The organism is Microcoleus sp. T3_D1 (assembly GCF_036700405.1).
GTDB lineage: Bacteria > Cyanobacteriota > Cyanobacteriia > Cyanobacteriales > Microcoleaceae > Microcoleus.
Window position 1 is genome coordinate 46600 of the sequence record NZ_JAUBOV010000029.1, and the last position, 22740, is coordinate 69339.

Consider the following 22740-nt stretch of genomic DNA (forward strand, 5'->3'; position numbering starts at 1 on the left):
CTAGCTTGTGCTACTAATCGATTCCAAGTACACTCTCCATTACTATTAGCTATGCGGACAAAAGGGAATTACCCTATTTATCCAAGCAATAATCTGTAGTTTAGGCTGAGATAATAACTGAACATTAGCACCGTTTATATTAGCTGTAACGCTGAGATTACGAGCAATAATGAACCCTGTTGGTAGTAATGGAAAAATTCCCTTATTGTTTATCAGGATGCCTGTAGAATAGCTGCCCTTCTGTCTTCCAGCTACACTCCATTGCTCAAAAGAAAACAAGTCAGGGTTTAACCAAGGACGACGAATTTCAACACGAGCAAACTCCAGAGAAAAGAATTCAGTGGCGATGGGCGTAAAATTGATCGAATCAACATCAAACCATTTTGTTGGAAATGCAGAAGTAAGATGCCATGTTAGTAGCGGATTGATTAAACTGGCACGCTTAGTAGTTTCATAAATCCGTTTTGCATTGCTAAACATAGTTGCAATAGTTGAGGAACCAGCACTTCGTAAAATGTCTAAGGCTGCTTCAATTTTCAAAGATTGTGGAGTTTGAAGATTAGACCAGGCTAGACTAACTTTTTTATCAAGTTCTGGCACTAAAAGTGCCCATTTCACGGGATCTAATTCGCTATATTGTGAGGATGAGCTAGCATACTCCAACAAAGCATTTCTATAAGTTGCTCTTTTATCTAAGTAGTCCCGGTATTCCAACGATTCAATTTTCATCGTTATGGGATTCCCTAAAGTATCAACACTATGAGAATCAACGTATAAAAGGTTATATGCAGCTTCGTAAGTAGCAACTTCACTTGGATTAGGAGAAACGGTTTGAACGTTAGCGTTAGCTACTATTTCTCCATAAACAAAGTCAACAAAACTTCCACTTGGTATATGCTTATACGAAACTAGAGGAATAGAGTTTACTAGCAAAGCGAAATTTTCAAGCGCTACAGTTGAGCCGCTAGTGTTATCGGGAAGCCATGGATTTGCAAATTGATCGGTATCAACAATTTCTCCAGGAATATTGATTGTCAAGAAAATATTTTTTTGTTCTATAGGGTTTCGTCCTGATGAATTTCCTGTTAAAGATTCATATAAAAATTGATATATTTGCTCTATTGTGTCATTCAAAGCTGTTTGGGGATTTCCAACTTTGACCTTGTCTGGCCATGTTTGAAAAATGTGCTTCCCATCAAAAAGGTTCCAATCTGAGACTAAACCAACAATTCTTATAGGTGAGTCATTGACTTGAATTCCCCAGTCCATACCTATTGGATCAGTTAGGTAGATGTTTTGATCAGGGTCAATTTGATGAGTACTGTGTATCCGATTAGGAGCGTCAGGATCATACAGTTTAACAAAAACAGTCTTTTGAGTGGTATTGACAAAAGCAAGTTTACCAATCTGTCCTGTCCAACCAGGCATACCAGGACGATAGTTGCTTGGATCGTACAAGGGAATCTCACTAAAGAATCTAACTCTATCTGGCCATGTTTGAAAAATGTGCTCTCCCTCAAAAAGGTTCCAATCAGAGACTAAACCAACAATTCGTATAGGTGAGTCATTAACCTGTATTCCCCAGTCCATACCCACTGAGTCAGCTAGATAGATGTTTTGATCAGGGTCAATTTGATGAGTACTGTATACTCGATCTGGCGCGTCGGGATGATACAGCTTGACAAAGACAGTCTTTTCAGTAGTATTTACAAAAGCAAGTTTACCAATCTGTCCTGTCCACCCAGGCATACCAGGACGATAGTTGCTTGGATCGTATAAAGGTTTATTCATCTATTCAGCTTCCTCAACAGGTGATTCTAGAGAATTTTTGCAGTGAAAGGGAATGACTGTATCAAAGTAGCCGAGAATTTATAAACTTGTTACTGTGAACATTCCATCGTGCTCTATTGATCATTATTTTGATCTTTTCAATTAGCTAATGAGTCAAATAGTGGGAGTATTTAACTACCCCCACTGCCGAGTTATACATCTAATTAGCAATTGTTCAGATCGCGAAACTTAATCACTGCGGAGGGCAAGCTGGCACTACATTGCAAATCCAACCCATAATCTGCACACCGGGAATTTTCAATGTAGAATCAGCAAATGTTGCCTTAGCTGTATCATCACTAGAACTATGGCTGTAGGAACCACCAACAGAAAATGGTCCCCAACCAACGCTACCCGAACCGCTAACAGCTTTATTGATAATATCCCGATCAGTCTTTCCCCACTTTGCAGTAATTTCTACACCCTGAACTACAATGAAAGCCTGGGGCAGTAACGGGATCAGGCTATCCTTTTGGTTTTGCTTAGTCCCGTTAGAGAAAAATTTAGGATTAATACCTGAGACACTCCAACCAGGAAGCTTGAAAAGCGTGTAATTCAACCAAGGGCGATCAATGGTCACAATTGAATACTTAAAGCGTACCTTTATATTTTCACTTTCAGATTGAAAATGTTCTTCCTTTTCTGTACTATTAAAACCACCTCCGACACTCCACAGTCCTAACCCAACAAAGCCACCACCACCGTAACTAGTGAACTCAGAGCTCGTCTCGTTAAAATAACTACTAGAGGATGCTTGCATTTCTGGCCAATCAACTGCTGTACTTGGATCATGCCAGTCCGATGGTACGGCACGAGAACGCCAATAAAAAGTACCATCTAAAAGTTGTTTGTAGGAATCGAATAACTTCTTTGAGTCCAAAAAAGCACGACCAATTGCATTGTTAGAAGTCAGGTCTTTTGCGGCTAAAGCATCCTCGACTTTTGTTGCATCTGTGGCACGCCAAGCATCCCAAGCATCGTCTACATCACTTTGATACCTTCGTCCCAATATAGGCCAGTTATTTCGCCCTTCTTCCGTTCGATTTGCATCTACAAACTCTTTCCCAAATATTGCTACAGCATCTTCATACTTCCCCTTCTTCTCCTTATATTCCTTGTAGCTGGAAGTCTCAAACGTTGAGGTTATCGTTTCTCCTGTATCATCATCTTTTTTTGTAACCTCTCTGTAGAGTACTTTATAAGCATCTTCATATGATTTCTCTGCCTGAGGATTAGGAGCAGGAGGAATAACTTGAGCATTCAACGTCAGTTGATAAATTTCTGTAACCCTTGATTTATTATCAGCATAGATCGCTGCCACCTGCGGAATCTCGTTGGCTAAGACCGCTAAATTCACGGCAGCTTGCTGGTTTCCCGATGTATTACCTGGAGTCCAAGGGTTTACAAAATCTTTAGAACGAATTAAACGACCTTTCTTCTCCATAATTACAAAAATATTATCTTTCGAGCCTACTGCTGGTTTGCCCGATGGTGCTTCAGTCAATGAGGCAAAAAACTGGTCGTAAATTGATTGAACTACCTTCATCTGTTCTTGAGCGCTCATTGAAATACTCCTTTGGGAACTAATTGTCTACATCGATTCAAATCGGATTTTTCAGCCAGAGGACAAAGACACTGCATAAAACCGCAAGCACTTAATCCCTAAACTTACGCTTCTTTACAGGTTCCACCCAAATAGTGCAAAATCCGGACGTAGATGCACGCCCCGCCACTTCCAGAGTCACCCCCAAACGCCTGACATCCTTTTTACACTCTAAATTAGTCAGACTATCCGAATTCCACCTCATCAAATTCCGAGCCAACTTCCCCTCAGCGCTAGTCGCCCACCGCAAAGCCTCCGCCTGCTCCTGAGTCAAATGAACCGCTTTCCCCGGCGCAAACCCTCCTTGCGACCCAAGTAAACCCATCCATCCCATCAAAGCACCAATACCCAACGTCGTCAACAGGATACCCGCCGCCACCACCAAAGAACCCGCAGAAGTCGCCACCCTCCTCAATTCCGTCTGACGCACCAGAGAATTCACAGCCTCAGCAATTTGCCCCTCTTGCTTCTCAACCGCCACCCGTTCGTAACTCGCCAAAGTCTTATTAATCCGCCCCACCCACCGATCGAACGCTAACTCAAAATCCTCCGGTTTCGGACTCTCTTGAATCAGCACTTCCAAGCGGCCAGTCGCCAACAAAATCAGAAAAATCGGGTCAGTTGGCTCAATTTTCCCCTTAAAAGCCAACTCCAAAACCTTGCGCCGATACTCCTCAGATTGCCCCTCTAAAGCAATATCAAGCAAAGATTTAGTATCAACAGCACCATAACTCACGGCAACATCCCCGTAGTTTCAAAGGCCTCATAAGCTGACAACATAAATGACTTAATCCGCTGCCGGCCCAACACACCTAGTTCCTGACTATTCCTTGCCAAATCAAAAGTTATCCCCCGTGCATCGATCGCATTCCTTTCCCGCGAATAAAACTTAGGGAAATCAATCACCTTCACCTCATATTTTTTAATCGCATTCTGCACCTCCTCCATCTCTTCCACAGAACTCCAATCATCCTCCAATCCTAAATTGCGGACGAGGACATGAGCAATCTTATTGTCAAAATGCTTAACTGACTTCAAAAAGAGCTGCACGCTATCGTAGCCCCCCGTGCAAATAAACCACTTGCAAAAACTAATACGAGATTGCTTCCCCAACTCAATTAAATTGTTCCTTCCCATCCACTTAGTCACCAAAGGATAAACCTGAGCCGGTAAATTGACAATTACGCTCTTCTCAAACGCCAATTCAAAAATCCGATCCGCTTCGTAAAACTTCTTCTCGTCCTCGCTAAATAGAGCTTCACGGCATACACTCTCATAGATTCGAGACACATCAGGATTAGAGCGATCCGTATCTACGGCAAAAAACGGAAAATTCTTATCCAAGAAATACTGAATTAAAAGCCTAGCAAATAAGCTCTTGCCAACCCCACCTTTCTCTCCATCAATCAGATGAATTTTAGTTGCAGACTTCTCAACCTTTTCTAAGTCGCACTCTTTGAAACTATTCGAGTTTTCTGTCGCTGTACCCATACCTGAATCTCCTCCTTCATCTACCTGTTTAACCACAGAATCTGTTAGCTGAACTTGATACTTGGAGTTCCTACTTCTACTTGCCATATCTCAATCCTCTATTTCACGTTTACTTTCTAACAAATCAACAATTGAATCCTAATCACGCGAATCCTGAATCATCAAAATCCTCTAACTCAAACAAGTCATCCGCAGTCAATTTGCTAGGGTCATGGTGAGAACCCATCAAACTAGCACCGCCCAGCATAGACCTGTCTGCCTCCTCAATATCAGCAGGTAATTCTCGCGAAGAGGGTATTGAAGAAATAGGCATTCCCCCTATATGAATAGGAGGATATTCAAGCCCGCCTCGATCGCGCAAATAGAGAGCGTGCTTTTCCAGAGCATAGACAGCATTTCTAAATAACCGCTCTAAAATAACTGGATCGATATTCCCTTTTTCCAGATATGCTAGCGGCAGCCAGTAAGGTCGCAGAGATTGGAGAATCATTTCTCTCGAAGGCAGCAATAAATTGCCTTTAATATAAGACATCAAAACTCCATCTTCAGTAGATTTTAAAGGCTGATAGCGCCACAAAAAATCAACCCTTTCTTTTTCCTTAGCCACGAGCAACTATCTCCTGTAAAACGGAACCTTTTGACCCACAAACAGCGGATTCTGTGACCTGAGAATTGAACTGCTTTTTCAAATTACCCTTGAAATACGAAAACATCCCATAGACATCATTGAGCCGATTTTCCAACCCTTTCTTTTCCAAAATAGGTGGCATAGCAATTTCGGCATTCCAAATAATCGGGAAGCGATCGTAATGTTCGTTTAACTCCTTTTTGAGATAATCAGCCGTCCCACCACAGAACACCAATTCATCGCAGTCTGGTGGCAAATTCTCATCCAACCAACTGGTGAGACTCCGCACATATCCAGGCCGCGCCTCTTTGATTGCTGCTATCATCTGCTGCACTTCTTCAGCCCGCCCTTGCTTAGTCGTGCTGCGAGCCAACCGCATCAAAGAAGCTGCCTTAAACTCAGAGCCCGCTGCGGCGATCGCCGGAGTCAATCGCTCAGCAGTTTGCCCTGAAGTCCTAGCTACCACCCTCTCCACCATGCGGATGAAGCCCAAATCGCTCGTTTTTCCCGGCCTGACATCCCCCCGTTGCACCACCAGCAGACTGGCATTACGATAGCCAATCATGGCGATCGCGCACACCCGCTCTTTCAAAACAGAACCGACTTTCTTGTTGTGCATCAGGTAAATGCCACCCCCCTCTGGCTTGCAGTTAAACGCCAATAATTCCACGCTCATCTGACCTGTAGGAGTTTGGTAATCGGCTAAAGCCTCCCGCAGCACCCGCTCGAACCTCCCCCGGTCTTCATATTCCCCTGGGGGTAGCAGCGCAGCGATCGCCGCCGTAAAATTAGGAGGCAAATTCAGCTTTTCCTTAATCGCCCACATCGCCGCCAGAGTTTTGTGCAGCGCCCTCTCGTATTTGAGCTCCGAAAGGCCGGCATTGGCATGAAACCTCTCTTTTGCCAAATACCCCACTGCCCTGTAATCGTTTCTAAAGGCAACCCAAGCCGTATTCTCAGGCTCGGCTGACCCCAATTGGTCTCTGCCGTAAGCCAAAATTGATTCGTGCGGTACAGATACGACCTCCGGTTCCATGCACAGCAGTCGAATTTGATTCTTTGGCCCTGCGTAGAGAATTTTGGTAGCTGACCCCCCGTAATCGTAGGCCGCGATCGCTTGAGGCCAGATGGTTTCGATAGTAGTTTCGCTCATATCGCAGCTCTTCCTAATTGAAGTTTCAAGAGTGGTAAAAAAACAGCCCTGTACGCTTGGGCGTGCAGAAATAACCCTTACGCTTCAGCCAAGTGCACCTCAAAAGAAGGCTGCAAAACAACAGCTATTGAGGTTTAAAACGCACTTACTACTTATTAACCCTCGTAAAACCTCGCCTCCCTCAGCCAGTTGTCTGAATCCCAGCACCCGCAAAAATCGGACTCACGGCTTAGGCTTTGACACAGCTTTTGGTAGCAAACTGTGTCAGAGGTGCGTGCAAACTGCTTTCTATAACGGGGTAGCACCCCTATGAGGAGAGCGCTGCTGCCAGCCTGTCGCTGTTCAATGGAAAATTTTCCATTAGACAGACATCTCGAAAAAATATCTAGAGACAAGGGCGATCGCGTATGCAAGCAAAAGTGGAAGAGCACGCATCATTGATTTTCGGAGATGTCTATTGGAAATTCCCACGCCTGTTAAGTTCAGCCAAATCTGGATCTCGGCCGCAGTGACAATGGAAAATTTTCCATTAGAAATTCCTACGCGAGTCGAACCCAGCCAAACCAGAGTCTGAGCCCTAGTGGCAATGGAAAATTTTCCATTGGAAAGACTGACATCGAGTTTCCATGCGTTAAAGCCACTCCTGGCAACAAGCGATCGGCAGGTGGCTGAGGCCCGATCGCCGAAGGATAAAGTTCGTTACCCCAACACCAAATAGCGATCAAACTAGCCATGTCGATATCTAAACGAATCAAAAGAATAGAGATACGCCTAACGCCAGAAGAACTTCAGCTTGCTGAGACAATGGCTAAAAATCTTCAGGTGAGCATCAGTGGCCTATTTCGATACCACACTTTTAAACAACAACATCAACCAGCCCTATGCCAAAAATTAGCCGAACTTAACCTCCGGCTTAAACCGATTGCCATTGCTACAGAACAATCATTATGGATGGGGGGAAAAATTACACAGCCAGCCAACTTTGAGGAACTGATTGAGCAAACTTTGGCGCTGCTCAAGCAAGTACAGCAACAGCAAATGAACGTCCCATTTCTAATGAATTTAAGCGATATTGAGGAAAATTTAGAAGCTCCTAGTGAAAAGTTTTAATAAAAACATCCACAAATCATCACTTTTTTACTACACAACTTTTAAGTTTAGTAAATAATGATTGGCAAGCAGAAAATCGGTAAAACTTTTACTCCATTGCTCAATTACCTCTTCTCCAAAGAAGGAGCTTCACTAATTGGAGGAAATATGGTAGGAGAAAATGCCCAGGAATTAGCTGCGGAGTTTCTCTTTTCCAAACAACTCAACCCTAGAGTTGAAAAACCAGTTTACCATGTGACTTTGAGCGTGCCTTCTGGCGAGTATATCCCTGATGCCAAATGGCGGGCGATCGCTCTAGATTATCTAGAAGGAATGGGGCTGGATAAAAACCTGTTTGCTATCATCCGCCATACCGACCGCGACCACGACCACATTCACATTGCAGCCAGCCGTATCAAATTAGATGAAAAAGGAACTTGCGTATCCGATAGCTGGAACTACCTACGCAGCGAAAAGTTAATTGAAGAATTAGAAGAAAAGTACGACTTGACACCAGCTTCTCGCAGTTTTGATAAAGAACGTCGTTCTCCCACAACTGGCGAACACCGATGGTTAGCAAGAACGGGGGAAATCAGCACGCGGGAACAACTGCAAACAGCACTAGATCGTACAACCACTGACAGTCCCGCGCTTGCTCTTTTGATTGACCGACTCAGCGAACAAGGTATTAGTGTCAAAATAAAACCTACCCCCGCAGGTGAATTAGGCATTAGCTACAAATTAGATAATATCGCTTTTAGCGGCACTCATTTAGGCAAAGCTTACACCTTCAAAGGACTTCAAAAATATAAAGGAGTCAGTTATTCTCCTGACATAGATTCGGAAGTTGTGGCACAATTTCCAACTGGAACCTCTAACCAGATTTTACAAACAGGAAACTGTAAACCTGATGGGGACGGAAACACAGATAGTGACACCACAGGCAATACTGACATCAATAGCACCGGGAACAATAATTTACCCCCCAACAGGAATATTAACCCAGATATTTACACCATAGAAGAAGAAAACACCACCAATATTTCCGATGCTGAAGAGAGTGCCACTGATTCTTCAAATGTTAAGTCAGAAGATGTATCCCTGGATGAATCATTAAATCAACAGACAAACGAACCAGATTTAACTCTTCACTGGCAATCCGTGCGAGAAAGGCTGGTAGAAAATGCCTGCCTCCCCTCCGAATTGATAGATTTGTTACACGAGAAAGGGTGGATAGATACAGATGACCGTGCCTGTGCTGTGTTTACTCTCCGCACGCTTACGGGAGATTATATGGGAACCTCCACTTGGGAGTCAAATGGAACATTTTCCATTGGTAGTAACGCAGGAATATTACTTGGAAAAGACAGCGAACAAGGTATTTTCTGGATAGCGACTAAAAACGATATTGAAAGAGCCGTTATTGCCAGCAATCCGGTGGAAATGCTGTCTGCGATCGCTCTCGACCCCGATTTCAATCGCAGACCGACTTTGTACTTAAGCATTGATGCCATATCTTCCTTGCCCACAGAGTTTCTCAGAAGCATTCCCGCTATAGTAGTCGGTTTGAAAGGAGACGAAATTGGAGAGAAATTGTCCCTAGAAATTATCTCGATATTACCTCAAGCCAAACGAATAAACCCTGGTATTAGTGGGTGGAATGAGATACTGATAACCGAGGTTCAAGAAATGGAAAGCCAATCAGATGAACTTGATCTGGGGGGGTGACAAAGAGAACTAGGATATAGACCCAATAAGGCTGACGGGGTGACAAGCAAGTTGAAAGACACAGTATACAAGGGTTTGAGTTGATCTGCCTCAAAAAAGATATGTGCGTGCGGTGCCTGCGGCTGGCTACCCCTACGCGACTTTTTCGGGCTTCAACGTCATTTTACCGTTGGCGATCACGACGAGCTTGGAGTCCAAAACCCGCATTTTACCATTGCCCATTAAAAAGTGTCCCAAGTATTGAATCTGTGATATTGTTAGTTTATACACAACCTTGTACCGCAACTGCGATACAATGATAAGTTAGACGTTCCTCAAATTCACGTTTGTGTGGTTTAACGATTAACTATTATCCACGAAGATAGAGTACAGAAAAGCTAGGTTCACTAAGTAGGTTCAGCAGAATGCAGCAGGAAAAAAAGTATGTCAGTCTCTTTAATCTAGTAATTGCCAATCAAGATGAGCAAATTCCCCGCTATTTCCCTGAAGATGTGATCTCTAAGTTTGCTTCATTGGTGTCAGAAGCTGAAGACATATGGAGTTCTTCATTGAGCTTCGTATATCGAGCTGAAGAGATAACTGGATTTCCGTTTCATCTGAACGAAAAACCCAGATTATATGCTCTTGATGGCATAGTAGTTGCGGATGCATTGGGTATCCCTCCTGCAATGAGAGCTTCTCCTATCCAGGCATTCTGCCTTTACTACTTGTCGGTTCATCTCATTGATGACTTTATTGAAGATATCAGTAAGTTTACCTCTGCATTTACTTACTCAGGGGCTGATAAACATATACCCACATCAATCGAGGTAAATGCATCAATTGTCGGTTTTATACTTCATGTCAACATGGCAATTACAAGTATTCTTCAAGGCGCTTCTGGAATATTTTCACCAGACACCATCATTAAATTGCAAGAATTAGTTGCTCGCAGTCTAGCCAGCCAAACAAAGTACTTTCTACTTGAAAAAGATTTAAGTTTAACGCCTAAAGATGTATTAGAAATAAAGCAAAGGCGCGTTTCTGGAGAAGCAACAAGTCTAATTGCTGATTTTCTTCAGGTTGAAAAAATTTTGGGTCATTCGGGGTCGGTACATATTAAAGAGGCACTTCGCTCTTTAGGCTCCCTCACTCAATTCACGGATGACGTGAGAGACTACGAAGAGGATAAGACAAATGGCAATAGTAACCTTTTGTTGTCTATGGAAAAATCCTACAATAGATGTGCTGTTCAGAAACTGGTGGAGTGGTACATTGAGGAAGAGAATAAGATGATAAAAATGTTGCAATCGTGTGAACTTTCGATCAACGAAGAACAATTTTTAACTATTCCCTGGTATCCTTTTTTCTTAAAACCAGCGGATGAATGGTGACTACACCACAAAGTCGTATGTTGGGATGCAGCTTATTTGGTCTCATTAGGGAATGCGTTTATAATTCGGTTTCGATTATGCCTTTTGATCTTTTCTCACCAGACTGCCTTTCAATTAAATTAAATCTTCGTGTTGAAGAAAACTACTTAAAAATGAGTCAAGTAGCAGCAGAACTGCTGGTATGCGAACTCAGGAATTTATTGACTATAAAGCCGAAAGCTGTAGTGGTTCTATCAGCAGGGGGAACGCCAGAGATGCTATATTCGTTGCTTGTCAGGAAGTATAAAGATTCTCTTGACTGGAGAAGAGTTGTACTTTTCCAAATGGATGATTATTGGGAAATGTCTGTACAAAACCCTAAAAGTATGGCTTATTACTTACTTGATAAAATAGTTTATCCCTTAAATATCGGCACTCACTACTTGTTAAATGTATTTACAGCCAAAAGTACAAAACTCGTAGAAAGCTATACAGAGTTTCTTGATGAGTTTGAAGAGAAAATTATTGCAGAAGGAGGAATTGATATAATTGTTCATGGAATTGGTTCTAATGGACATCTTGGTTTTAATGAGCCAGGTTCAAGCTTTGACTCAAAAGCGAGAATAGTGACTTTGGAAAAAAGTACTATTCTTGAAAACAGTAGGTTTTTTAATTCCATTACTGAAGTTCCTACACAAGCTGTAACATTAGGACTCAATACCTTATCAAAAGCAAGAAAGATATTTTTGTTGGCATCCGGTAAAAATAAGAAATCCGCTGTAAGAGGTTGCATATTAGGGCCGGTTACTAAAAGTTTACCAGCCTCTATACTTCGTATATCGTCGTCTACAACATTTATTGTTGACAAAGAAGCTTGGTTTTAGAGTGTCGAAAACATTCCTGAAATGTATTTTCTTAAACATTAAATAAAAAGGAGTAATTTGATGAATTCACAACAGCAGGTATGTCTTTTTGTTGGACGATTTCAACCGTTTCACAATGGTCATGCAGCCGCAGTTATTCATATTAGCCAGTATTATGAACGCTTGGTAATTGCCATCTCTCAAGCTCACATAAGCCATGTAGTTACTGATCCTTTCACGGGGGGAGAAAGATATCAAATGATAAAATCCTTTTTAGAGTCAGAAAGATTAATGAGCCGAGCAGATATTATTCCGATTCCAATAGATGCCACACCAACTACATGGGTTCCAATAATTCGCTCTATTTCGCCTCCTTTTAACATCATCTATGCCCGAAGCCCTTTAACTCAAAGTCTCTTTCAATACTGGGGTTATGAAGTAGTTAAAAATTTACATTCAGGTAATTTATTATCGGCAACAGAAGTCAGAGGTGCAATTTCTTCGAGAGAGAACTGGAGTGAGCTAGTGCCAGAATCTGTTGCCTCAGTAATTAGAAATATAGATGGAATTCATAGGGTGAAACAGATGTTACTTGGAGAAAACCATCGACTGGGCGGCTAAATTTAAACAGGCTAAATTTATAAACTTTTTGTAGCAATCAATAGAGGTGTAAAATGAGCCTTGTAGAAGTGCATAATGAATGGGATACTCTAGAAGAGATTATTGTGGGTACTGCAGTAGGAGCGCAAGTTCCTATAGGAGATAAAGGATTACATGCAATTAGGTATTCAGAATATGGAGATATAAATTTAATTCCTTCTGGACATCATAATCCAAAAATTATTGAAGAGACAGAGGAGGACTTAAGCAATCTTGTTTCATCCCTTGAAAGCTTGGGTGTAGTTGTTAGAAGACCTCATGTGACCGATCACTCAAAGCAGTTTAGTACTTTAGATTGGCACTCTGATAGTATGTATAATTATTGCCCAAGAGACATATTTTTGGCGGTAGGTAATACAATTCTTGAAACTCCCATGTCTCTGAGATCAAGATTTCTAGAACCCTTCGCATATAAGGAAATCCTTATCGAGTACATGAAAAGCGGAACTCGGTGGGTTTCCGCACCAAAACCAAGATTGACTGATGAGATGTATAATACTACTGATCCTAGTAAATCAGCTTTATGTAATTATGAGCCTGTATTTGATGCAGCAAATATTTTGAAAGTTGGTCGTGATTTAATCTACTTGGTTTCAGACACAGGCAATGAACTCGGTGGGCAATGGTTGCAAAATTTCTTAGGTGATAGTTACAAAGTACACCTTTGCCATAATTTGTATGCCCAAACTCACATTGACACAACAATTGTATTATTACGTGCTGGTTTAGTTCTTCTCAACCCAGAGAGAGTCAATTCAGACAATTTGCCTAGTATTTTTAAAAAGTGGGATTTATTGTTTGCCCCCGAAATGGTTGATATAGGGTTTACTGGTGTGGCGTATGGTTCAGCTTGGGTTGGCATGAACCTGCTGATGGTTAATCCTAATTTGGCAATCGTTGATAAAAATCAAGTACCACTTATCAAACTTTTAGAGAAATGGAAAATAGATGTAATCCCTCTCCAACTGCGACATGCTAGAACATTAGGTGGAGGATTTCACTGTGTAACACTGGATGTCAGAAGACGAGGTAAGCTAGAAAGCTACTCTGATTAAACCTTAAGAAATTATAGACTCTCTAAATACTGGTAAGCCATGTAGAGACCAGCAATTGATGTTGCATCTAAGTTAGTGGTAGCTTTACTACCACTAATTAATGATCTTAGTTCATCCCAACTCATGGCTACAGTTTCAGTATCTTCATCAGGATCTTGTGGAAGATGTGTCTTCGAGATTTCTAAGTTTTGAGCAAGATAAATGTACATAAGTTCATTTGAGTAACCGGGACAGGTAAAGCTTTCCCCTAATTTAATCCAAGTATGAGCATAATAGCCTGTCTCTTCTTGGAATTCTCTTTTTGCAGCATTTATTGGAGTTTCTGAAGCCTCTACTAAGCCACCTGGAAACTCCAATAAATAACATTGAAGTGCAAATCGATATTGGCGTACTAGTATAAGCTGGTTATCTTGGGTGACAGGTATAATTAGAACAGCACCTGGATGACGAATATAACCATATTCTTGTTCAATACCATTAGGGAGTTTAATTTGTTCAATGTAGTAGCTGAATTTACGGCCTTGGTGGTGTAATTTACGACTTATTAGCTGATGAAGAACTGTTTCGTCCATATTACTGAGTATGGTGTAACTTTTTTCTAATTATAGATCATTTAATATTTCAATAACGCCGCGAACTGGGTATTTAACACCTGCGGGGGGCTGTTGAAAACCTTCACGTCGGTAACATCTGAGGGCAATGCCAGCAACTGCAACGGATGGGGAGACTAGATTACCGCTGAGGTCTTGGACATAATTTCCCCAATGTATTGTCTTGCCAATCCTTACGACTTGTTTAAGCAGTATAGCAGCCGTTGTAACCCACCTATAGACGAAAACGAACGGGAGACCATTTGGAAAAGTGCATCTTCCAAACCTGCTTATCCAAGCCGCGACTATGCCTCCATTATCAAAAGTATCAGACAGTGGAAACGCTACCACCTGTCTGCAAATATCCGTAGCAGTCTAACTATTGCTTCCTGAAAATGAGAACTAATTTGCGATAAATTATCTCTGCTTCATTGAGTTATTGAAGGGATTTTTTGCTTCAATAAGCGCTTTTTTAATTTTTGAAATAAGAGAACTATTGCTTTTTACTCTCTAGCTGCTAACGCAGCCGCATGAGCACTTTCAACTTATTAAATCCCATGAACCTGCATTTACCAATTCATGCTCTGCCAGGGTTAAGCAGAAACAATTGCCGACTGCTTGAAAAAGTTGGCATTACCAGCATCCTCGACCTACTGCTTTACTTTCCCCGCGACTACATCAAGTATCGAAGAGTTAAAATATCTGGCTTACAAATAGGGGATTCTGTCACAATTGTGGGCAAGATAAAGAAACACGAGATTATCAGTCCGCCTAAAAATCCTCGGCTAACAATCCAAACGCTTATCGTCAAGGATAAAACAGGTAACATAGCCTGTAAGCGTTTCTTCAATCATCTCTATTATCAATCTCAACAGTGGAGAAACGAGCAAATTTTGATGTACGCTAATGGGTGCATTGTTACTGTATCGGGGGTAGTTAAGACAGATCGCTATTATGGGATGATATTAACTTCCCCTCAAATTCAACTAATTGACCTAGACCAAGTAAGGGATACGAAAAACTCAATCCTCCCGATTTATCCATTAACAAAAGGAGTTAGCAACGAAATAGTTCAAGATGCAGTATCCTCAGCTTTGGAAATGACTGAGCTACTAATTGACCCCCTACCGCAGCATCTCCGACGAAAATGTGGTTTGATGGAATTACAGGTAGCGATCGCAAATATCCACCAACCCCCAGACGAACCAAAACTAGAAACTGCCCGCCGTCGCCTGGTATTTGATGAATTCTTCTATCTTCAGCTATCGTTTCTCGTGCGCCGCCATCAACTTTTAGCGCGATCGGCTCTTACAAAAATAACTCCTGCTGGCCCTCTAATCCAACTGTTTTACTCTCAACTTCCCTTCTCGCTTACCTCAGCTCAACGTAGGGTCATTAACGACATTCTCAACGACATGACTTCCAAAACGCCGATGAACCGACTGGTACAGGGGGATGTCGGTTCTGGTAAAACAGTTGTTGCTGTCGTTGCTATCCTCGCTGCCATCCAGTCTGGCTACCAAGCGGCACTTATGGCACCTACAGAAGTGCTAGCCCAACAGCATCACAGGAAGATTGCGACGTGGTTTGAACGCCTTGGCGTTTCTGTTCAATTGCTGACGGGTTCTACCAAAACCGCCAAGCGCAGAGAAATCCACGCCCAATTAGAGACGGGTGAACTTTCACTATTGGTAGGAACTCACGCGCTTCTGCAAGAGAAGGTCAACTTCAACAAACTCGGTCTGGTAGTCATCGATGAACAGCACAGATTCGGCGTGCAGCAGCGACAAGATTTACTGAACAAGGGAAATAGACCTCACGTACTGACGATGACGGCGACTCCTATTCCACGTACCTTAGCACTGACGTTGCACGGGGATTTGGATGTCAGTCAGATTGACGAGTTACCGCCCGGTCGTCAGAAGATTCACACGAAAGTGCTTAATAAAAGCGCTTCAGCATACGATTTAATCCGCCGCGAGGTACTTCGAGGTCGTCAGGCGTACATCATCCTTCCCTTGGTGGAAGAATCGGAAAAGCTAGATTTGAGAGCAGCGGTAGCAGAATACGATCGACTCTCAGCAGAAATCTTCCCCGAATTTAGCGTAGGATTGCTGCACGGTCGGATGACATCAGCCGAGAAAGATGAAGCGCTCAAATCATTCCGCGACAACAAAACCCAGATACTCGTTTCCACCACTGTGGTTGAAGTGGGCGTGGATGTTCCAAATGCTACAGTTATTTTAATCGACCATGCCGATCGCTTTGGCTTGGCTCAACTGCACCAGTTAAGGGGTCGGGTTGGTCGGGGTTCGCACCGTTCCTATTGTCTGCTGCTCAATACCAGTAAAACAGCAGAAGCTAAGGCACGTCTTGAAGTGTTGGAAAAATCCACCGATGGGTTCTTTATTTCAGAGATGGATTTGCGGCTGCGTGGGCCAGGTGTTGTGATGGGCTATCGGCAGTCGGGAATTTCAGAATTTGCTCTGGCAAATATACTGGATGATGAGGATTTGCTGAATTTAGCTCGTTATATGGCAGTAGCGATCGTCAAAAGTAACCCGAATTTAGAGGGACATCCTTTGATGGTTGCAGAACTCAAAAGACGAGGGCTGACAAGTTGGGATTGCACTCTTAATTAATAGGTTTGCTTAGAGGATATTAAAAAATTATGGTGAACAGAGTGCCAGCCCGATCGAGTATGTCAATATATTGGCTCACATCGCAGGGTTTTGCTTCCCTCCTCTCATCAGCAGTTAAATATAGCTTTCTTTAGCTTTTGAAATATCCTCTTAGCTTTTTATGAGAATATTTTTTTACTTAACCTCAAACAATCTATTAACAGATTTTTTATTTCATAGGATATACTTTTAATTATATAATTGTATTTTATAATTACTATTGAGGTCGTATTTTGAACGGTTATCTTATCTACCATCCATCTCGTACTAAATCAGTATTCGATAGCATCGTAGTTTATCACGATACTATTGTTGGCAATCAAGATCCATACATTTGGAATTGTAAATTCCTGCATTCCTATTGTCACATTACACAAATGTCTTCCATAGTAAATAATATCAATTTTTGGGTCAGTGGCGATACTTTTCCAAATTTTAATAACCTTTATTGTGATTTGGTATTTATTATAAAGGAAAAAACTTACTGGAAAAATGCTAATACTATAGATCGTACCGATGCTACTATTGATACTGATGAAGCATATCTGGATCACTATCGTTGGGCTTGGCAACATCCTTTTAAGCGTCGTCGCAGATTCACCCTTAAAGCTGATCCAGATAACAGCTTTCAGCCACAGAACGCTTTTCAAGAATTAATTGATATTCTTCCTTTTCTGCTCGAACAAGGACTGACCCTACCTGAAATTCGTCGAGGTATGAGAGCGGGCTTTAATTCTAAACCGTTTAGCCTTAATGCTTCTTTGGCAGCTAATCTTTACTCTTGGTTGGATCGAACCGCAGCTATTAAACTTGAGGGAGCTAAGTTACAAAAAATTCGTGAAAACAACCCGCATTTAGCAAGCCTATAAATTTATTGAAAATTTTAGTATAATTCCTTAATTAACAAAAATTATTTCTTATGTAAGAGTTACGAAATTTAGCCTTAGCCATATAAACAGCTTCCTTAACTTTCCATTGTTTTTGGGGCAGTAACTCTTTAACATTTTGTAACTGAACTAATCCTCTATAATCACCTGTAATTTCAGAAACAACTCTAGCGATCGCCTTACAACAACTATCAGGATATTTGACAACTTGCAACTCAGAAAACCGAATCACCACCCAATTTCTTTCTAAGAAAAACTGATTGCGCTGATTATCTTTATTCCTATCCACACAATGATGAGGCTTTCCAGTTCGCCCCTCATAAGGTTCATCAATCTCGATATCTATAGCTAAACCTGTCGGTTGATGAACCAGTATAAAGTCAGCAGTGTAACGAAAAGATGTACCGGGTATAGGAAACTCACCACCCATACAGAAGTCATAAAAACCAGAGAAATAACGACATAAGTAAATAAAAAATTGCTTTTCACTTACCCCTTGCTGTACTCCTCCCTTACTCTGACTTGCTGGCTGCTGAATAATTTCTTTAAAAGAAATATTAAACAGCTTAGATCGTTCCTGCAACAGAGAATTATATTGCTCAGTTTCCTTGTGATTTAGCTGCAAGCGACACAATTGATAACTTTCGTATTTGGATAATTGTTGTTGGTAGTCAGCCAGTCGTTGCTTGTAGCGATCGCGCACTTGAAAATCAACAAACCGCAGATAAGAGAAAGCCGCTACTGCACTAACTGACGCACATACCAGCGATGACCAGAAAGCCATAAGACTCATCCCAAACAGCCAGTTAACCAACATTACCACCACAACACTGGCTATCCAAAGTTGAATTACCAGAGAATAACGAGAATTATTGGAAACTGGCGGTCGCGGCGGAAAAGGCATTTTTTTTGTAGAAGAAGCACTTTCTTCCAAAATAGGTATCGGGTTATCCGCGCAGAACTGACGAATGAAATCGGGGATAAGAATAACTGGGTAAAAGCCTCTTATTTGGCTCATGGTTATGCTTTCTGTAGGCGATGTATAAGCTCAGACTATGTGTGTTTTCAGCCTTTAAGCTACTAAATATGCGCGTCGTCTCCCATCATGCCAAGGAATTATACACACCTATACCTAATTTCCGATGTCATCGACTTATACATGGGCTAACGCCCAGATATTGGGGTGGAAATAATAATTTGGTCCGCTACTACTCATGCCTACAAATCTGCCCAATAATACACAAAAAGTTGCCACAGACCGTCTCAAATCGACGCGGGACAAACTGACAAGAAAAATCAAATTGGCATTGAAGGCTGCAACGTCCGAAGAAACTCTGGAAGTGTGGATGTTGATGAAACGGCAGGAACTCAAAAGAACGACTCCTGGGTTATCGGAACAGCAGATGGAAAGCGTCGTGCGATCGCTAATCCTAGAACTCGGCTATGACATCATCGCTACCTCAACTGCCTCACCTGCTGCTGCATCGCCAGAACCAGAAGTTCAGACAGATGAAAGCGAAGTGGATGACGCGGATGAGGATAACGATGCTGATTTCACTAACGACGATCTTGAAGGCGACGAAGATAACTTTTCAGAAGAATTATCAGATGTATCTGAAGAAAAACTTCCTTCTCGCAAGCAGCGGGTTCCTGCTTTGAAAAAAGTTGAAAGCTTAAGGGCTTCTACGCGAAATGGAAAGCACTATTAAGCATTGTTGAATTTGAAATTCTAGACGAGGTTTTACACAACCGTGTCCCTACAACAATGTGAAGCTGACGACACAACAAATACACTCATTTCCTACACTAATACTTCTTTGCTGGGAAGAGTGGATTTCAAATCCGACTCCCTAGAACTTATCCCAGAGACGGAAATTTTGGAAGTAGGCGATGAAAGCATTGACTCTCCTAGTTTGGAAGACGAACTCACCCCAGGAACGCTAGCCATACTCGCTAGCATTGAAACTTTTGATGAGTATTTTCATTGTTGCGGAAGGTGGTAACTAATGTATTTAGCCAAAGATTCGTTAGCCAGATATTCGATACAAGCAGTCGAACTCTGGAATCAATTGGAAACTGCTGAAACTCCCGAAGAAGAAGAGGCTATCCTCAAAGAAATTTGGGAAATTCAGACAGACCACGAAATTGCTGCTGACACGCAAGCCGAACTAGCAGACCAACTAGATGCTGAAATATGTGCAGTTAAAGCACGTTTAAAGCACTTAGTAGAACTGCATAACCAGGCAATTGAACGATTGGAACGGTGGCGCAATAGTCTGGATAAAACTCTGCTAGAATTTCACTTAAAGGGAGTAATTTCTACAGAGATTGTGGGGCGTTCGCGTCACATTCGACTCAAGGAAAATCCGCCAAGTTGCGAAGTGTTAATCAATCCTTGCGATTTGCCAACAGAGTACCGGACAGAAAAGTTAGTTGTTACACCCAACAAACGCAAAATACTAGCAGATTGGAAACAAGGCATTCCCGTTGATGGTACTCGAATTGAGCGTAAACTCAGAGTGGAATACGGAATCGTGCCATCAAATCTGACCGCTGCCACTGAAGTAATTTCTAATCGTGCATTAAACTCTCAGGAAACTCATTCTACCACACAGAAGACTGGGCGTAAAGAAAAAGCGCTTCCTAAAAACACTGATACTTCTAATAAGAAGGTGAAAGCAAGAGTCGGCTAGCAGAAGGTTTTCAGACAAAAGATTGGGGAGATTTCACTAACCGCAGATAGCTATTATATGCTATCTGCTAACCTTTTTTTGAATTAATCTAGTATAACTATTTCCATGAAAAGACACAATAACCACTCGTTTGACATTTCAACATTTGATAGAATTACTTACCGAGTTTATCGAGGTAAACTTATCATGTTGATTCAGGAAGGAGACAATCACCTTGATATATCTTTTCCCATAAAAGATGGGCGATTATTCGTAATCCTTGGTTCTATGCGAGCCGCTGTCGCTGAAGCAATGACCGATTACTTGGAAATAGAAGCCTACGCCGATGAACCCCTTTTACTACTAAGTGGAGGTTTGAACAAAAATGATTTTAATTAACACCAGTTAGGGGGGCTATCGCCCAGATACACTATGATAAGCTATTAAATAACACCGCTCAAATGAAATGGTTAACACCAAAAAATGTAGTCGTTGCTGCCAGTTTATCGGTAACGAGCGAAGAGTTAATTGAGTATACAATTCAATCTGAAGATGAAGAAACCATAGAGGAGAGATTTCAAAAAGTTGGGCTGCTATTTGACCGAACTCGCTGGCAAGCTCAAAAACCTTATCTAGCTCTACTCTCGCCAGCTAAAGTTAAAAAACCAGTCGCTACTGAATCATCAACCTCTGCGAACGATTTAGACTTCATAGATGATGAAAAATGGGCAGAGGAAGATGAAGAAAATACTCTGTCTGAAACCGAAGAATCTAGCAATTTACAATCCGAACAGCAAGAAGAACCTTATATCTTCGATAAATGTACCGTCGAACTGCACTTGACATTTAAACCAGATGATGGTCATTCAGAGGGACGGATTGTAATCATTTCAGCAAGCAGTCACGGCGATTTTCCTGTTAGCCAAACGATAAGGGAGTCATCCTTGGGAGAATTACCGCCCCCTCTAAAAGAACTGCTGAAGGAACTTGTAGCAGATTTTCCTAATCGCCAAGTGCGGCGACAGATTGCTAATGCTCACAACCCAAAGAAAAGAACCACTAGCCCAAATAAACCCAGAGGCGAAGCAAATAGCACCACCGCGTCCGCAACTTCTACAGAGTCTAAAACTACTGGAACGCAACTGACCTTATTTGGGATTTGAACAACATACCTACTTTTGGGATAAAAAAATGACTTCAAAAAAGAAAGTGCTAATTTCCTTCGAGGGACAACAACATCCTGTTGATGAGGAAATAGCAAATGATGATAACGAGCTCCGCAAATTGCTCACAACTTATTACCCAGATTGCGCTAACGCCGACATCATTAGAAAACCTGGAGAATTGATTACAGTAGCTAAACGCAACGGCTCTAAAGGAGTAAAATAACCATGAAAATGACTCCTTTAGAATTCCTCATCAATGCACCAGAGGAAGTCAATCCAGCACTATCTATGTGCCGGAAACTACAACGGTTAGAGCTTTCTGGCGAACTCGATAGCGCGACTATGAAAGAAATGGTAAAAGCTATTGAGTTAGCTATTTCAAAAGGGACAGACGACGTGAGAGCAGTTGAGCAAACCAAGGAACGACTGTTAAATAGTCGCTCTGTAGCTAGTGCAATTCCAATGGGGTTTTAATATGGCTGCAATTTGGAATGCTAAATCCGCTCTGCAAATATTACAGCAGTGCCAACCAATCATCGACTTTAAATCAGCAACCGATTATTTGTTAGCTAAACTGAACACCTATCAGCTACTTAGTCTTTATCAACAATTGTTTCCTTTGGAATGGGAAAAAAGCCAATCGGAACTCTACTCGGAAGATGAAAATCACAGTCCGAAGGAATTGGAGTTTATTTCGCTAGTTAACGAACATTTATTTCCGATTGACGACATAATTTTAGAGGGCGCTTATGAAGAGCGCCTCTATCAAATTCCTATCTCGCCTAAAGGAATAGATTGGCAAGACCATGAAGAAGGAATTGACGCATTGCGAAGCGGATGGCAGATATTACTGCCGCTTTCGCAGTCAGGTCGGTGGTGGTTGGAATCGGTAGCAGGCGATGAAGGAAAAGCGTGGTACGAATGTACGTTTGGATACAGCTTGAAAGACATTGCACATCCCGAAAAAACTAACTTCAAACTTCTCAAGAGATTAGCCCGTCGCGTTGCACCTCCTATCAGCGATTTGCCTACAGCCTTAGCACTTCTTGACTTAGAAACAGGAAATATTTGGCTAGACCAAAGTGTTTGCTGTGAAAGTTACTGGAATCATAATTTTGAATCAAGACCCTGGACAATTGAAGACATTAAATTCCTAGCAAGTGAATGGAAAAAAGCTAGTCAGCTACTAGATAAAGCCTGCGAATTGATTGACTGGATTGAATCTGAGCCTAACACCAATTTTTCACACCTCTTAGCATTATGGAATCTGACATTGCATCTGAAATAATTCG

Annotated in this window: 25 protein-coding genes; 16 read left to right on the forward strand and 9 right to left on the reverse strand. The window is 41.8% G+C overall.

Translation table 11 applies throughout. The features are described from left to right. Positions 1-45 precede the first annotated feature (45 nt). The 7 genes from QT992_RS15120 to QT992_RS15150 form a co-directional block, all read right to left on the reverse strand. A complete protein-coding gene (locus QT992_RS15120; protein ID WP_333377218.1) occupies positions 46-1791 on the reverse strand; it encodes a hypothetical protein in 1746 nt (581 codons plus the stop codon). A 232-nt stretch (positions 1792-2023) separates the two neighbouring features. Then, positions 2024-3394, reverse strand: coding sequence for a hypothetical protein (locus tag QT992_RS15125; protein ID WP_333377220.1), 1371 nt, complete (start codon positions 3392-3394; stop codon positions 2024-2026). 91 nt (positions 3395-3485) lie between these two features. Beyond that, entirely contained in the window at positions 3486-4169 is a 684-nt protein-coding gene (locus tag QT992_RS15130) for a DUF6753 family protein (protein WP_333377222.1), read from the reverse strand. Next, positions 4166-5011, reverse strand: a complete 846-nt coding sequence (locus QT992_RS15135) for a mobilization protein (RefSeq protein ID WP_333377224.1) — start codon at positions 5009-5011, stop codon at positions 4166-4168. Before QT992_RS15135 ends, QT992_RS15130 begins: the two co-directional genes overlap by 4 nt. A gap of 55 nt (positions 5012-5066) precedes the next feature. Beyond that, positions 5067-5531, reverse strand: coding sequence for a hypothetical protein (locus QT992_RS15140; protein WP_333377226.1), 465 nt, complete (start codon positions 5529-5531; stop codon positions 5067-5069). Then, positions 5524-6705, reverse strand: coding sequence for a ParM/StbA family protein (locus tag QT992_RS15145; protein ID WP_333377228.1), 1182 nt, complete (start codon positions 6703-6705; stop codon positions 5524-5526). The genes QT992_RS15140 and QT992_RS15145 overlap by 8 nt, the downstream gene beginning before the upstream one ends. Positions 6706-7244: 539 nt before the next feature. Then, positions 7245-7439: a hypothetical protein gene (locus QT992_RS15150; protein ID WP_333377230.1), complete on the reverse strand. Its 195-nt coding sequence runs from the start codon at positions 7437-7439 to the stop codon at positions 7245-7247. Here QT992_RS15150 and QT992_RS15155 point away from each other — a divergent pair. From QT992_RS15155 to QT992_RS15180, 6 genes are all read left to right on the forward strand, one after another. Further along, a complete protein-coding gene (locus QT992_RS15155; protein ID WP_333377232.1) occupies positions 7438-7815 on the forward strand; it encodes a hypothetical protein in 378 nt (125 codons plus the stop codon). The genes QT992_RS15150 and QT992_RS15155 overlap by 2 nt on opposite strands. A gap of 57 nt (positions 7816-7872) precedes the next feature. Next, positions 7873-9522 (forward strand): relaxase/mobilization nuclease domain-containing protein, encoded by a 1650-nt coding sequence (locus QT992_RS15160; protein WP_333377234.1) that lies wholly within the window; start codon positions 7873-7875, stop codon positions 9520-9522. Between the two features lie 404 nt (positions 9523-9926). After that, the gene (locus QT992_RS15165) at positions 9927-10895 is read left to right on the forward strand and encodes a class 1 isoprenoid biosynthesis enzyme (RefSeq protein ID WP_333377236.1); all 969 of its coding nucleotides are present in this window, start codon (positions 9927-9929) and stop codon (positions 10893-10895) included. Between the two features lie 77 nt (positions 10896-10972). Beyond that, positions 10973-11758, forward strand: coding sequence for a glucosamine-6-phosphate deaminase (locus QT992_RS15170; protein WP_333377238.1), 786 nt, complete (start codon positions 10973-10975; stop codon positions 11756-11758). Positions 11759-11818: 60 nt separating this feature from the next. Then, positions 11819-12358: a nicotinamide-nucleotide adenylyltransferase gene (locus QT992_RS15175; protein ID WP_333377240.1), complete on the forward strand. Its 540-nt coding sequence runs from the start codon at positions 11819-11821 to the stop codon at positions 12356-12358. A gap of 53 nt (positions 12359-12411) precedes the next feature. Further along, on the forward strand, positions 12412-13452 hold the full coding sequence (locus QT992_RS15180; RefSeq protein WP_333377243.1) for an inosamine-phosphate amidinotransferase 1: 1041 nt from the start codon (positions 12412-12414) through the stop codon (positions 13450-13452). Positions 13453-13463: 11 nt separating this feature from the next. Here QT992_RS15180 and QT992_RS15185 read toward each other — a convergent pair whose 3' ends face one another. Continuing rightward, positions 13464-14024, reverse strand: a complete 561-nt coding sequence (locus QT992_RS15185) for an NUDIX hydrolase (RefSeq protein ID WP_333377245.1) — start codon at positions 14022-14024, stop codon at positions 13464-13466. Between the two features lie 548 nt (positions 14025-14572). On the opposite strand from QT992_RS15185, the gene recG reads away from it, so the two are divergent. Together recG and QT992_RS15195 are read left to right on the forward strand one after the other, a co-directional pair. Next, positions 14573-16684, forward strand: coding sequence for an ATP-dependent DNA helicase RecG (gene recG / locus QT992_RS15190; RefSeq protein ID WP_333377247.1), 2112 nt, complete (start codon positions 14573-14575; stop codon positions 16682-16684). A gap of 416 nt (positions 16685-17100) precedes the next feature. Next, the gene (locus QT992_RS15195) at positions 17101-17592 is read left to right on the forward strand and encodes a hypothetical protein (protein ID WP_223300929.1); all 492 of its coding nucleotides are present in this window, start codon (positions 17101-17103) and stop codon (positions 17590-17592) included. A gap of 31 nt (positions 17593-17623) precedes the next feature. On the opposite strand, the gene QT992_RS15200 is transcribed toward QT992_RS15195, so the two are convergent. Beyond that, on the reverse strand, positions 17624-18628 hold the full coding sequence (locus tag QT992_RS15200; protein ID WP_333377249.1) for a hypothetical protein: 1005 nt from the start codon (positions 18626-18628) through the stop codon (positions 17624-17626). Between the two features lie 196 nt (positions 18629-18824). Between QT992_RS15200 and QT992_RS15205 the strand changes: the two genes are divergently transcribed. The 8 genes from QT992_RS15205 (at position 18825) to QT992_RS15240 (ending at position 22736) form a co-directional block, all read left to right on the forward strand. Continuing rightward, positions 18825-19319, forward strand: a complete 495-nt coding sequence (locus tag QT992_RS15205) for a hypothetical protein (RefSeq protein WP_325314659.1) — start codon at positions 18825-18827, stop codon at positions 19317-19319. 42 nt (positions 19320-19361) lie between these two features. Then, a complete protein-coding gene (locus QT992_RS15210; RefSeq protein WP_333377252.1) occupies positions 19362-19613 on the forward strand; it encodes a hypothetical protein in 252 nt (83 codons plus the stop codon). Positions 19614-19616: 3 nt separating this feature from the next. Next, positions 19617-20303: a siphovirus Gp157 family protein gene (locus QT992_RS15215; RefSeq protein ID WP_333377254.1), complete on the forward strand. Its 687-nt coding sequence runs from the start codon at positions 19617-19619 to the stop codon at positions 20301-20303. 186 nt (positions 20304-20489) lie between these two features. Beyond that, positions 20490-20681, forward strand: coding sequence for a hypothetical protein (locus QT992_RS15220; protein ID WP_333048808.1), 192 nt, complete (start codon positions 20490-20492; stop codon positions 20679-20681). A 62-nt stretch (positions 20682-20743) separates the two neighbouring features. Beyond that, on the forward strand, positions 20744-21445 hold the full coding sequence (locus QT992_RS15225) for a hypothetical protein (RefSeq protein ID WP_333377256.1): 702 nt from the start codon (positions 20744-20746) through the stop codon (positions 21443-21445). 28 nt (positions 21446-21473) lie between these two features. After that, complete coding sequence (locus tag QT992_RS15230) at positions 21474-21671, forward strand: hypothetical protein (RefSeq protein ID WP_015211755.1); 198 nt, start codon at positions 21474-21476, stop codon at positions 21669-21671. A gap of 2 nt (positions 21672-21673) precedes the next feature. Next, complete coding sequence (locus QT992_RS15235; RefSeq protein WP_333291527.1) at positions 21674-21922, forward strand: hypothetical protein; 249 nt, start codon at positions 21674-21676, stop codon at positions 21920-21922. Between the two features lies 1 nt (position 21923). Continuing rightward, a complete protein-coding gene (locus QT992_RS15240) occupies positions 21924-22736 on the forward strand; it encodes a hypothetical protein (protein WP_333377259.1) in 813 nt (270 codons plus the stop codon). Positions 22737-22740: the final 4 nt, after the last annotated feature.